Source organism: Maribacter sp. R86514, assembly GCF_044597005.1.
Classification (GTDB): Bacteria; Bacteroidota; Bacteroidia; order Flavobacteriales; family Flavobacteriaceae; genus Maribacter.
This window is the reverse complement of record NZ_CP138999.1, coordinates 2035529-2049342: the sequence shown is the minus strand read 5'-3', so window position 1 is coordinate 2049342 and position 13814 is coordinate 2035529. Positions and strand designations below refer to the sequence as shown.

At 36.1% G+C, this 13814-nt stretch carries 7 protein-coding genes; 1 reads left to right on the top strand and 6 read right to left on the bottom strand.

Going from position 1 to position 13814, the window contains the following annotated elements:
- Positions 1-71 precede the first annotated feature (71 nt).
- The 3 genes from SJY30_RS09050 to SJY30_RS09040 all read right to left on the bottom strand — a co-directional run bounded on the left by SJY30_RS09050 (position 72) and on the right by SJY30_RS09040 (position 5379).
- Positions 72-1553 carry a sulfatase gene (locus SJY30_RS09050; protein WP_396635223.1) on the bottom strand — a complete coding sequence of 494 codons (1482 nt, stop codon included), beginning with the start codon at positions 1551-1553 and terminating at the stop codon, positions 72-74.
- A gap of 19 nt (positions 1554-1572) precedes the next feature.
- Positions 1573-1734, bottom strand: coding sequence for a hypothetical protein (locus SJY30_RS09045; RefSeq protein WP_396635222.1), 162 nt, complete (start codon positions 1732-1734; stop codon positions 1573-1575).
- 114 nt (positions 1735-1848) lie between these two features.
- Entirely contained in the window at positions 1849-5379 is a 3531-nt protein-coding gene (locus SJY30_RS09040; RefSeq protein ID WP_396635221.1) for a sulfatase-like hydrolase/transferase, read from the bottom strand.
- 253 nt (positions 5380-5632) lie between these two features.
- On the opposite strand from SJY30_RS09040, the gene SJY30_RS09035 reads away from it, so the two are divergent.
- On the top strand, positions 5633-7381 hold the full coding sequence (locus SJY30_RS09035) for a sulfatase (RefSeq protein WP_396635220.1): 1749 nt from the start codon (positions 5633-5635) through the stop codon (positions 7379-7381).
- A 93-nt stretch (positions 7382-7474) separates the two neighbouring features.
- Here SJY30_RS09035 and SJY30_RS09030 read toward each other — a convergent pair whose 3' ends face one another.
- From SJY30_RS09030 to SJY30_RS09020, 3 genes are all read right to left on the bottom strand, one after another.
- Complete coding sequence (locus tag SJY30_RS09030) at positions 7475-8884, bottom strand: cellulase family glycosylhydrolase (RefSeq protein WP_396635219.1); 1410 nt, start codon at positions 8882-8884, stop codon at positions 7475-7477.
- Between the two features lie 173 nt (positions 8885-9057).
- Entirely contained in the window at positions 9058-10626 is a 1569-nt protein-coding gene (locus tag SJY30_RS09025; RefSeq protein ID WP_396635218.1) for a RagB/SusD family nutrient uptake outer membrane protein, read from the bottom strand.
- A gap of 10 nt (positions 10627-10636) precedes the next feature.
- Entirely contained in the window at positions 10637-13678 is a 3042-nt protein-coding gene (locus SJY30_RS09020; protein WP_396635217.1) for a SusC/RagA family TonB-linked outer membrane protein, read from the bottom strand.
- Positions 13679-13814: the final 136 nt, after the last annotated feature.

Below are 13814 nucleotides of genomic sequence, written 5' to 3'. Positions count from 1 at the left end.
AAAATCCCTGAGTTTTTAACTCGGGGATTTTTTATTCGATCAATTCCTTATTATATCAATTTGTTGTTTAGCTATTCTGCCTCAGTAGTTGCAATAGTGTTCACAAGAAAACTAGCACCCCATTTTTCACGAAGTACTTTTGCCATTTCCTTTGCGATATCTTGGTGGGTTGCTTTCTCAGCTAGATTATCCAGTTCCATGGGGTCGGTACTGTGGTCAAATAGCATTCTGGCATAGGCGGTTCCTTTGTGGTCGGTCCATTCTGTATAGAAATAGTTCCCTTGTATTATGGTAACCGCATCTTTAAATTTAGATATCGCGTAATTCTTTTGCCGTTTTTCGGGTGTATTGTTAATGAGCGACACAAAACTTTCTCCTTCCAATTGGTTTTCTGGAACTTCTAAACCAGCTAGTTCTGCCAAACTTGGATAGACATCAATAAACTCTGTAATATTGGAAACATGGTTTCCTTTGGTTTTACCGGGTACTTTTATCACCAACGGACTATGTAAAGAGGTCTCAAACGTACAATGCTTGCACCATAGTTGGTGTTCGCCTAAATTCCACCCATGGTCGCCCCACAACACAACAATGGTATTCTCTGCTAAACCGCTAGTTTCAAGTTCTTGCAATACCCTACCAATCTGTGCGTCAACAAAACTCACACAGGCATAATAGCCTTGAATGAGCTTTTTGGCCATATCATCTGATACCGGACCTTTCTTTGGCACTCCGTGATAACTACGAAGTTCTCCAAAACCATGAAATGCTTTGGAGGGTGTCGTTTTTGGTTGTTGATAGCTTTCGGGTAGGTGAATCTTTTCGATAGGATAGGTATCCCAATATTTCTGTGGTGCATTAAAGGGTAGGTGGGGTTTCATAAAACCCATAGCCAAGAAAAAGGGTTTACCAGATGCTTTAAGTTTTTTAAGGTCGGCGATACCCTTAGTAGCAATCTGACCGTCTAGATATTCACTTTCATTCGCTGTAGAACTTTCAAAAGGGTTTCCTCTTTGATTGGGTACTGCAATTAAGCTTTTATTCTCCTCGGTTAAATACTTAGTAGTTGCATTTTCAGGTCGCCATATTTCGTCCCAAGCTTTTTGCCTATCGTTTTTATGATGCAGCACTTTTCCGTTGGAAATGGTAGTATATCCGTTGGCCTTAAACAGTTCTGGTAGAGTAACTGCTTCGGGAATTTCTTCGTCCACTTTTACGTCGTGGGTCAAAAATCTATAACGTGTTGGGCGTGTTCCTGTTAGAATACTAGCCCTAGAGGCACCGCAGGTAGGAACGCTGCAATAGGCTCTGTCAAAGACCAAACTCTCCGCGGCCAATGCATCCAGATTTGGGGAACTGATATGTGCTGCACCATAAAAATTCAGCTCTGGTCGCAAATCATCCACTGCAATAAAAAGGATATTGGGTTTTTGTTTAACCTTCGTTACTGTTTCTTGTTTTTGTACCGGTTTACAGGAATAACCGAGCAAAAAGCAAAGTAGTACATACCCGATTTTTACATGAAAAGATGACGGGTTTTTTCGTAAATTCATATAGTCTAGTTTTTTTGCGTTAACTTGAGATTACCACGTGGGCAGACAATTGATTGTCAAAAAAAATTAAAATCAATTCACGTTTCAGTAGATCTGCCTTCTTTACAGCCAAGAAGATTAACATAGAACTCTCTTGTTGATTGAATGTCTTAGCCTTAAATGCGTAGTGAACTGAACTCATAAATTAAACTTTAGTAAACAAGCTAATAATGAGGTTTTTTAAACGTAAAAAACCTCATTATTAAAAATTTAAAAAATGTAATTTTTGATGTCAATTATAGTTCATGTATAGTGTTTAAAAAGAATTGATTTTTAATTGAATGGTGTGTTTACCAGGTGAAAGTCTAATACTTTCAAATGCAGATGGCACCTTTTCGCCATTATGAATAAAATCTTTACCATCTAAATTATTCAAACTAAACTCAGCTACCATATTTGCAGGTATTTCGATTTCGTAGGTTTGTAACCTAGGCCCGTTGTGTGTGTATATACCCTTAATGGCACCACGTACAGTTGGTACTTCAATGGAGCTTGATTTCAATGTGCTCATTTGAGGTTTAATAGTGGCAATGCCAAAACCAGGTGTTTTAGGTTTAATGCCCCAAAGTCCTCTTGGTATTATGTTAGCAGGTACCGCACCCCAAGCATGGTTCCAATCCAAATTGTTTTTGTATTTATTATCCCAAGCTTCTAAAGTTATGGTAGAGCCAATTTCAATCATGTTGTACCAACTTCTATCACTGGTATCTGTCAGTAAGTCTAAGGCATAATCTTGTTCACCGGCATTATAGAGACCATCCATTAAAAATTGCGCCCCATAAACACTACATGCTAAACCTCTAGACTTAACATAGTCAACAACAGTTTGGTAGTGCTCTTCTGGCACCAAACCAAATGCCAATGGCATCATATTAGCGTGTAAAGATGCATGTTTTGAGCCAATACCGTCTACATAAATTCCTCTCTCTTTATCGAACATTTGTTCGTTAACCGCTTTCTTGGCTTTTGCAGCTCTTAGTTCAAAGTCTAATACTTCTTGAGTTTTTCCAAGGATTTTGGCAAACTCGGCCATAATCTTCATATTCTCATAAAAGAATGAATTAATTACGGTACTGTATGGCATAAATTCAAAACCGTCAAGTTCACCAGCCGTTTTACTACCATTGAAATTCGCTGGAGGCCAATCAACAATATCCGTTAATGGTTTTTTATATCCGTCAGGAAATCCCAATTTTCGCATGAATTCTTTATCAACTTTCGTTGAAGTTATTAGACCGTCTTCATTAGAAAGTTCAAATAATGATTTATGCTTAAGTGCATCATAATATCTCTCAATTAACTCAGTGTTGCCGGTATACATATAATCCGCATGAATTAAAAGAGCTACATGTTGTTGCCATTCTGTTGGCCATGTTGGGTTTTTCATGAAATACTCTATAGTACGTCTTGCCATAGCGAATTCACGATCAGTGGTATAATGACTTAGCTGATTCAGGTAAGCATCTGCTTCATAAGGTATTCTTTCTCTATCTCCATCCACATAAAGTCCATTAAATGTGGTTGCTTTTATAGAATACTTACATAAATCCCAAACTTGATTAAGTATGTCGTCATCACTCTCAAAACTACTTGCTTCTTCATCCCAATAGGTATGAAATGCTAATTGCTGAAAGTCTTCTTTAGAAACTGTTTCTTGAGTTCCTTCTACCTCGGCATATCTAAATGGAAGAAGTGGGGGGAACCCTTTAGGTAATGCTACAGCTTGGTTAGGTCTAGTATTTCTTTCATTTTTTTGTACTTCGATCTGATATTTCGTTTGACCTGGTTTTACATCAACCTGAATCTCTTGATAGCGAATGTTACTTTTTGCTGGTGGTGTTCTATTAACATTACCTTCTTTATCTGCCATTTCACCAATTCTAAATGTCAAGGTGTGTGGTTTCTTTGCATTGTAGTTAAAATCGATAGTTGCAAAGGCTGCTTTGCCAAAATCCATAAAATAAGAATCACCTCTTTTTTCGAATACTACCGGATCTACCTTTGTTGTCACAAATTTGTTTTCGGTAGAGATGATATAACTATCACTTTGCCCTGTGGTGAATTTTTGTGTGTCTGAATAATCAACCAAACGATTGTCTTCATCCCAAATTCTTACTTTCCAATAATACGTTTTCCCTGTTTCTAAGGGCTTACCTTTATATTCTACATTTGTTGATAGGCTAGACGCTACTCGTTGGCTATCCCAAACATTGCCATTATTGGCATCGATAGTTGATTTATCCGTAGCTACTAAAATTTGATACGCAGATTGAAATTTGGATGCCGAAGGTACCGTCCAACCAAATTCTGGTTGTAGGTCAAAAATTTCAACCTCTGTTTCTGGTGCCCTGATCAATTCAACCGTTAAATCTGTAGGGGCAGCTCTATATTCGTTACTATTCTTTTTTATAAGTTCATCTAGTTTAGATCGTAACTTGTTTGCCGTTTCAACATATTTTTTCTTACCGATCAAGTTGTTGATTTCTAGAGGGTCTTTTTTAAGGTTGTATAATTCTTCTACTGTTTTGTCATTTACGTATCTAAAATATTTCCATTCATTGGTACGCACACCTTCACTGGGGGCAATGCTTTCAAAATCCCAAATATGTTCTATTAAAACGGTATCTCTGTCTATGGACTTTTTTTCTTGACTTACAAGTGGCATAAGACTTTTTCCTTGCCATGTGTTAGGTATTTCTACATTAGCCAGATCTGCAATTGTAGAAGTAACATCTATATTTAGAACCATGTCATTAATATCTTGATGTTTGTTTACTCGTGGGTCAAAAATTATCAATGGTACACGTATAGAATTATCATACATTAACCATTTTCCAGCAAGTTGGCGCTCACCTAAAAAGTAGCCATTATCGCCCATAACTATTATGACCGTGTTGTCTTCAATGCCTTTTTCCTTCAGTTTTTTTCTAATTTGCTTAATCTCTAAGTCAATTCCGGAAATCATTCTGTAATAGCCTTTTAAACTATGTTGATATTTTTCTGGGGTGTCATATCTCCATGTCCAGCGCAATCTATTAAAGCCTTGTCTAACTATTTCAGGTTGTGCATTAAAATATTTATCATCTGATAGGGCAGGTTCGGGTATGGTAATATTAGTCAATAAACTATTTGTACTATTCTGCCAAAAGTATTGATCCTCTGCGGGGTCATGAGCATGAGGAGCGCTAAAACTTAAGGATAGGCAAAACGGCTCATTGCCAGATGCGTTACTGTCAATGAAATCTAAGGCTTTTTGCCCTGTATATCTAGTTAAATGAACAGTATCATTATCAATTGTCTTGTAATAATATCCTCTTCGATCTTTATATCGGTTGTTTCTATCATAAGATTCAAATTCGTCGAATTGCTTCTCTAAATCATCGTATCTAACACCGTACTTCCCGTAAAAACCTGTGTAATAACCGTTGTTTTTTAATAGCGTAGGATAGGAGTTTTCCATATACTCTTCGCGAACATTACCGGTTTGAAAATTGAAATTATGTGCTCTCTCATGTAGACCGGTTATAATACTAGCTCTACTAGCTGCACAAATGGGCGTGGTAACAATTGCTTTATTAAAATAAGTACCTGCTTTTGCCAAAGCATCCATTTCTGGAGTTTCTACAAATTTATTATCAGCATAACCTATAGCATCAAATCTCTGGTCATCAGTTAAAATGAATATGATATTAGGTTTCTCGCTTTTTTGTTCTTTGTTTTGACCATATGATAAGCTTCCTATTAAACAAAATAAGAATACAGCTAAACGTCTTATTATCTTAAGCATACGTTGATTTTAGATTTATTGTTTTTGTTGATTTGTTGTTCGGTCTTTTTCTTTGACCGCATTACCAAACTTAACTTTCAAGGTCGTAGTATCCATCCTGTGCTGTCCTGAATATATTAGGGGTAATGTAATTTAAATGTTTGTTTAAAAATAATGGAATTATGTTTATTGGTTTTATAGCCTACACACCAGTATGGTTATTCTTTTGGAGAAGACTAATTTTAGCTTATACCATATACTCAAACATTAAATTATGAAATATATAGCGTCTAGCTTTTCAAGGCTTGTAACCTTCTGTCTTATTTTATTGATGATAAGCTGTAATGATAACAATAAAAAGAAGGAGGCTGTTGAAATATCTACGAAGGTAAGCCTACCGGAACGCCCAAATATTCTATGGTTGGTTACAGAAGATATGAGCGCTTATTTACCTCCGTTTGGAGACTCTACAATTGTGACTCCCAATTTAAGTAGGTTGGCAAAAGAAGGTGTTATTTATCCAAATCTGTTTTCTACATCTGGTGTTTGTGCCCCTAGTAGGGCGGTTATTACAACGGGTATGTATCCATCAAGTATAGGAGCCAATCATATGAGAACTACATCTTATACAGAGGTAACCGGTTTACCGGCATATGGCGCGGTACCTCCACCAGAAGTTAAAATGATCAGTGAATTGCTGCGTAGAGAAGGGTATTATTGTACCAACAATTATAAAACAGATTATCAGTTTAATGCTCCGGTAACTGCTTGGGATGAAAATGGACCATATGCGCATTGGCGCAATAGAGATAAAGATCAACCATTTTTCTCGGTTGTTAATTTTACCGAAACCCATGAGTCTGGTTTATTTGAACCTTATGGACATCGGTATATTGAAAAAAGACATTATCGGTTAGGAGATAGAAGCTTTAAGTGGAAAGAGGGTAGAATGACCGAAGAAGAAACACCAAAACACATAGCAAAGGACACAAAATTTGATATTCCTCCTTATCTACCCAACACAGAAGTTGTGCAACGAGATATGTGGAAGATGTATAATAATATTGCAGAAATGGATAGTCAAGTGGGCGCGGTTTTAAAGCAATTGGAAGATGATGGATTATTAGAAAATACAATTATCTTTTTTTACGGAGACCATGGCGGCACAATGCCTAGACAAAAACGATTAATTTATGACTCGGGTTTGAAAACTCCAATGATTATTAGATTTCCAAATAAGGTAAATGCCGGTTCTAAAGATGATCAGTTAATTAGTTTTGTAGATTTTGCACCGACATTACTTTCTTTAACAGGTTCTGAACCATATGACTATATGCAAGGGCAAGCTTTTTTGGGTGAATTTAAAGCAAAAAATAAACGAGAATATATTTATGGAGCTGCCGATCGTTTTGATGGATTTACAGATGCGATTCGCGCAGTACGCGATAGCCGTTTTAAATATATTAGAAATTATAGACCGGAACAAGGTTATTATTTACCAATAGATTACAGAGAAAATATACCGACCATGCAAGAGTTATTGCGCTTAAGAGATGCAGGTAAATTAGATTCAGTACAAGCTTTATGGTTTGGTAGTACAAAACCTGTAGAAGAACTATACGATTGTCAACTTGATCCACATGAGATCAATAATCTTGCAAATAATCCGGAATATGCTGAAACCTTAAAGAAGTTAAGCGGCGAATTGGATAAATGGATAGCAAATATAGGTGATCAGCCAAACTTACCAGAAGGTGAGCTGTTAACGCAATTGTGGGAAGGAGAAGAGGTTCAGCCTGTTACACTAAACCCAACGGCAGATTTTCTAGCATCTACAGTAACTATTACATGTGCTACAGAAGGTGCTTCTATAGGCTATAAAATAACAGATGATAATAAAAAAGAATCAACTGTTTGGCAGGTGTATGTTGACCCTTTTAAATTACCTGAAAATAGCACACTGAGCATTCAATCTCATCGTATTGGATTCAAACCTAGTGACATTGTTGTAGTCAATAAGTAATAATTACTTAAAATTATTTTAATGGTGCCGTTCATTCAAAGATTACAAATATTGCTTTGTAATCTTTGAATTAGTGCATGCTGCTTGTAATTTTTAATCTATTTCTTCAGTATAATTTCGAATACCTGGTATTATTTGTATGTTAAGTACAGCTTTGTTAGCAGGCCATTTTAAAATATTTAATTTTTGAGTCTTTTCATCCCATATAAAATCTAAAGGATTAATGTCAGTCGGAATTTTGTACACTTCTAATCCTTTATTTTTAATAGGGTCGTAATACATAACAAAATCATCGTCTATGAGTATTGAAAATCCATCAGGGTAATGTCTGTTGGCACCAATGAAGATTTCTGAAGATCCTTTTTTACTATCTGGTTTTAAAGTTAAATCTAATGTTCGTGTCGCATGATTGAATAAAAATGATGTGATGTCACCAGCTATAGTCTGTGGATAAGGTCTGGCAATGATATCGGTTATGTATTTTCTTTCTACTGTACCTGCGGCTTTTTTATCACTGAATATTGCCCATGTTGACGGACCACCGGGTAAAAAATTCTGCATACTTCGATTACCTAAAAACCAAGCTTTTATACTGCCAACTCCCATTTTGTCAAAAACCTCTGCTGTTTTAATGTAAAGCTCTCGATATTCTAATTGACCTAGTTTACCCGAAATTAGAGTATCGGTTACGGCAAATGTTGGAAAACCCCATTCACCAATAAGTATGGGAGCATTTAAAAAATCAGATTCTTTATCAAAACGATCCATTACTGGTTTAATAAATTCAATTTTATTCTGATAAATATGTGGTGCAAATATTATATTCTCTCTATTGACATTGGTTGTTATTTCAGCATATTGATTATTATCGACGCCTTCACCTTTATTCATAAAAATAGATTGTAACAGTATTTTTTTATCGGGGTTTATTAAATTGCTGGCGTCTATAATTTTTTGATATAGCGGAATTAAGTATTTTCTAGTAAGTTCATTATACGTGATATCCATTGTAAGCTTTCTAGGTTCGTTTACAATGTCATAGCCTAAAACTGAAGATTCTTTGGCATATCTATTCCATATTACTTGCCAAGCTTCTATATAGGTATTGTATTCATTATTTTTATTTAACCAAAAATCTTCCCAAATAAAACTATCTATACCATAGACGGTCATTTTAAATATGGTTTTGAACCCGGCATGTCTACCTAGTTCAACCAAAGAATCTAATTTTATTAAATAGTTGTCGCCTAATTTTCCGCCAGGAAAACTACTAAGCTTGCCCAGCTCTAATCTTATTACCTGTGTATTACTGCCCATGCGAACCATACGAGTATAGTCATCAGAATTAAAGAAGACTTCTCCTTTATGATCGTTGGTATTGATTACGAAACCTCTTGGTATAATGTGTCTTCCTTGGCTATCTCTTAGACCGTGTTTAATTTGAGCTGAACAGGTTATATTACCGGCAAAAACTAAAAGGAAAATTAAGAATGTTTTTTTCATTATATAATTTTTTTAAAAGTTGGAAGTGACACATTGTTTGAGTTTCTGTATTTAATGATACATGGTAAAAAGAGAGTGGGACAAAAACATGTTTTGTCCCACTCTACCAACTAACTTCAAACAACTAATATGAATTACCAATTCTGGTAACTATTTTATAATAATATCATTTTTTATCTATACCCATTATTTGTAGGGTCAGATTCTAATAAGGCAGGATTTTGTTCCAGTTCTTGTAACGGAATAGGAAGTTTAACATGCCATGGTCTAATATTTAAATTCGGTTCCCAAAAACGATATTCTAAGTTTGTAACAACATCTAATAAGATACCCCAACGTATTAGGTCATATCTTCTATGTGCTTCGCCTGCAAGCTCCCACTTTCGTTCATCATAGATAGCCTCTCTAAAGCCTTGTTGGGTAAGACCTTCTAGTTTCCATTCTTCTTCAGTTTCAAAAGCACGCTTTCTAATTGGCTCAATATATTGATAAGCATTACCAGGACCATTAGCTTCGTTTTCACATTCTGCGGCCATTAAATAGACATCTGCTAAACGAAAAACCATTCTATTGTCCGAGTGATTGAAACGAGGAGAGCTTTCTAAATCTAAATTCCAGAATTTAGCCATGTATGGGAAATTTAATTCGAAACCTAAATAATTATCTACAATGTTCAATTCTCTTCTTAAATCATTTAATGGAAATTTTTCAGCAAAATCTTTAGAAGCAACTTGTAAGCCTGTACCATTAAATGCTTCGCCTCTTTCTGAAAGGGCATCTCTTAAAGCAGATCTTTCATCTGCATTTTTAGGCTCATCTCTTAAGCGAGGGTTGAACATGCTTGGTCTCCAGCTGTTGTTACCGGCAAATGATCTACCCGGAAAGGCAGGGTCGAAAATTCCTTCGATATCCCTAGCGAAATCTAAAGACCAAATAATTTCTGGGTTATATTCATTAGCTGGATCAAAAACCTCATTATAGGTTGGTAATAGTGCATGTGGAGATTCATCTATAATTTCCAGACATTTACCTAAACCAACTGTCCACTCTTGTTGCTTCATATAAATTTTAGCCTCAATAATGGCAGCTACCCATTTCGTGGCACGGCCTCTTTGATCATCTGGGTACGTAGAAGGTAAAATAGACTGGGCAAATTGTAAATCATCTATTACTCCAGCGATAATAGTGGACTCATCTGTTCTTGGTAATGAACTTACTTCTTCTAATGTAAGTACTTCATTGTAATATGGGGCATCTCCCCAAAGATTGGTAATGTGCCAATAGCATAGTGCTCTTAAAAAACGGGCCTCTGCGATAATTTCTGTTCGTGAACCTTCTAAAATACCCTCATTGTCTTGTACCCTATCTATGATTATGTTTGTATTGAATATAACTTTATAAAGGTCTTTCCATGTATCTGAAACACTCATTTTTTGGACCGATACATCTGCAAGAGCCTCGTTCATTGAATAATTACCAATTGGTTCTACAAAATTTGCAGCACGATTAGGTTCGATAATATCAGCACCATTATCATAAAAATGATCTAGGCCTACTTGACCATAGATAGAATTGTTTTTTAATATGGCATAGGTACCATTAATAGCTTGTCTTGCATCACTTTCAGATGCAAAAAAGGTTTCGGGAGCCACAATGGCTCTTGGATCTTCTTCTAAAAACTTCTCACATCCAATGGCGGAGAATATAATGAAGATGTATAAAAAAATGTTCTTTGTTTTCATAGTTGTTTTTTTAAAAAGTTACGTTTACACCAAGCGTTATAACACGTGGGTTAGGATAATTGGCATTTAAATATCCTTGTGCAATATTACCCAAGCCAGTTCTACCAAAATTACTGGCCTCTGGTTCGATCAGTCTAGTTTTAGAGAACAACAATAAGTTAGCTCCCGATAAATAAATGGTAGCTTTTTTAAGGCCGTCAAGTCCTATTTTATCAGTAGGGAAATTATATGCCAATCTTACTGTCTTCAAACGCAGGTGAGAACCATCTTCTACATATTGGGAATTACTAGGTGTATTGGTCACCGTATCGGCTCCTGCTCTGGGAATATCTGAGGTTGGGTTGTTTACGGTCCAACGGTCTCGTAAGTCGCCAAATTTTACTGTCTCACCTCTGTTGAAATAATGATTACGCATTCTTAGGTTATACACCTCATTTCCTATAGTGCCTTGAAAGAAAAATGAAAAGTCTAAATTCTTATAAGAAATAGAGTTTTCAATACCAAAAATTAAATCGGGAATTGGGCTACCTAAGATAACATTGTCCTCTGTAGATGCAATGCCATCACCATTAATATCCTCAAAGTGTGATCCACCAACAACTTGTGGGTCGGTTCTGCCAGATGCATCAATTTCTTCTTGGCTCTTCCAAGTACCTAAGTAGTTTAGACCTGTGTATACTGGAACCGACTCACCTACGATAAGTCTTGTGTTTCCAGAACCAATAATAGGATCTACGACAACATCTATAAACTCTTGTCCCCCTAAATCTAAAATCTCGTTGTCGTTAGAAGATAAGGCTACTGAAGAATTCCAGCTAAAATCTGGTTTGGATATGTTGGTAGATGTCAATAAAAGTTCCCAACCCTTGTTTGAAAGTGAACCTACATTTTGTAGTTGACTTGTGAAACCTGTTTGTCTTGGTATGGTAACATCTAAAAGTAAATCATTAGTTTCTTTTTGGTAGTAGTTAAACTCCGCAAAAAGTCTACCATTGAACATTGATGCTTCTAGAGCGATATCTAAAGAAGTTGTGGTTTCCCATTGTAGATTTGGATTTGCAGGTCTTCCTAATGTTAAGCCAGGAACCTCTGATCCATTCAAGGTTGTGTTAGCCTCAGTAAGTACACCCAATGTTCTATATGGACCAATCGCCTGATTACCTGAACGACCCCAACTAGCTCTTAATTTTAAATCTTTGAACAAAGTCTGGTCTTGCATGAATTCTTCTTCACTAATTTTCCAGGCACCGGCTATTGAAGGATAAAATTCATACTTGTTACCCGGGGCAAATACAGAACTACCATCTGATCTACCTACCAATGTTAAGAGATATTTGTCTTTATAGTCATAATTTATCCTTCCAAAAAATGAAGCAATTTGAAACCCATTATAATCACTGCTTACAATAGCTCTGATAGGGTCAGAGTTTCCTAAATTATTAAAACCTGTTGCATCACTAGTGATACCTGCTGCCTCGGATTCTGTTATTTCAGTTTCTACTTTTTGAAATGATGCACCGCCTAGTACTGTTAAACTATGGTTTTCGCCAAAATCTGTAGTATACTGTACCGTATTTTCGTTGTTCCAACCTGTACTTGCTAGAGTACGTACACTAGCGGTACCACCATCTTGCACCCCTATAGCAAGGTTACCTGGAGATTGACTTGAATTAAAACGGTTTCGTTTAGTATTGTTGAATTCTGGACTGAATGTAGAACGTATAAACCAACCAGGAGCTGGACGATACTCTAAATAAGCAGTTGCCAATAGATTATTGGTAAACGTTTCATTAGTGTTCAGTGCAAAATTTGCCAGCGGATTGTTAAATGGTGCCCCTATGACATCGTCAAAACCATTAAATGTGCCGTCATCATTAAATACAGGTTGTGTGCGTAAGGTTCCAAAAGCATTACCGCCAAAGGAGGTTAGGCCATTTTCATTTTTAATTCTAGAATAATTGATACGAAAGCCTGCCTTTACTTTATCACTTAATTTTAAATCTAAATTTGACCTAAATATGAATTTTTCGATACCGGTGCTTTTTACGATACCTTCTTGATTAAAGTAATTGATTGAATTATAATAGTTTACATTTTCAGAAGAACCTGATAGGCTTATATCTGCATTATAAATTGGTGCAGGACCTGTTGTTAAATCTATCCAATCATTATTTGGGTAGGTAGATGGATCATTTGGAAAAGGTGCAGATACGTTTCTAAAATCGGCACTTTCGTTTGTAAATGCAATTTGTTCTTCTTGACTTAGTAAGTCTGGTAATTCAGGTAGCATTTGCATACTTGTAAAAACATTTACGCTAATTTCAGGTTTTCCAGTACCTACGCCTAAACCATTTTTAGTTGTTACCAGAACTACCCCGTTGGCACCCCTAGAGCCATATATGGCAATAGATGAAGCATCTTTAAGAATTTCAATAGATTTAATATCGCTTGCGTTAATATTATTCAGGTTGAAATTTGTACCAACAACAATGCCGTCAATTACCCATAATGGTTCATTACTACCGGTAATAGAGTTACCACCTCTTACACGAATAGCGGTTCCAGCACCAGGTGCCCCACTTGTTTGTGTTACTTGAACTCCTGCAGCCCTACCTTGTAAAACCTGATCTACCCTTGCTGAGGGTACTTGTGTGATTTCTTCAGAACTCACAGACGCTACAGAACCCGTTAAATCTGATTTTTTGGTAGTACCATAACCAATTACAACAACTTCGTCAAGCTTATTGCCTGCTTTAAGAATTATATTTAATTGAGTTTGGTCGCCAATGACAACACTTTGTGGTTCATAACCAATGTAAGAAACCTTTAGTGCGTCTTCAGAGTTTGCTTCAATGGTAAAATTACCATCAAAATCGGTAGTAGTACCTCTAGTTGTTCCTTGAACAATTACCGATGCTCCAGGTAAAGGTCCTTCTTCGTCCGATACGTTACCACTCACGGTTTGTTGAGACCATGATGATAATGTAACTAAGGCAAACAGTACAGTAAATACCTTAGTTTTAATTTTAAATAGTGTTAGTTTAGTTTTCATAGAATTGTCTCATAAAGTTGAAAATTTCATTTTGATTATGTTAAACTATCGTTAAGGTTTTTTTTAATCATCCTGTACTGTACTGTAGTGGTGAACTATTTTTATAGTGAAATAGCGGATATGTAGAATGTTTACG

What these genes read in the sequence shown, in the direction of transcription:
- SJY30_RS09050 (WP_396635223.1), bottom strand. Translation starts at nt 1,553, where the DNA reads ATGAATTTACGAAAAAACCCGTCATCTTTTCATGTAAAAATCGGGTAT.
- SJY30_RS09045 (WP_396635222.1), bottom strand. Translation starts at nt 1,734, where the DNA reads ATGAGTTCAGTTCACTACGCATTTAAGGCTAAGACATTCAATCAACAA.
- SJY30_RS09040 (WP_396635221.1), bottom strand. Translation starts at nt 5,379, where the DNA reads ATGCTTAAGATAATAAGACGTTTAGCTGTATTCTTATTTTGTTTAATA.
- SJY30_RS09035 (WP_396635220.1), top strand. Translation starts at nt 5,633, where the DNA reads ATGAAATATATAGCGTCTAGCTTTTCAAGGCTTGTAACCTTCTGTCTT.
- SJY30_RS09030 (WP_396635219.1), bottom strand. Translation starts at nt 8,884, where the DNA reads ATGAAAAAAACATTCTTAATTTTCCTTTTAGTTTTTGCCGGTAATATA.
- SJY30_RS09025 (WP_396635218.1), bottom strand. Translation starts at nt 10,626, where the DNA reads ATGAAAACAAAGAACATTTTTTTATACATCTTCATTATATTCTCCGCC.
- SJY30_RS09020 (WP_396635217.1), bottom strand. Translation starts at nt 13,678, where the DNA reads ATGAAAACTAAACTAACACTATTTAAAATTAAAACTAAGGTATTTACT.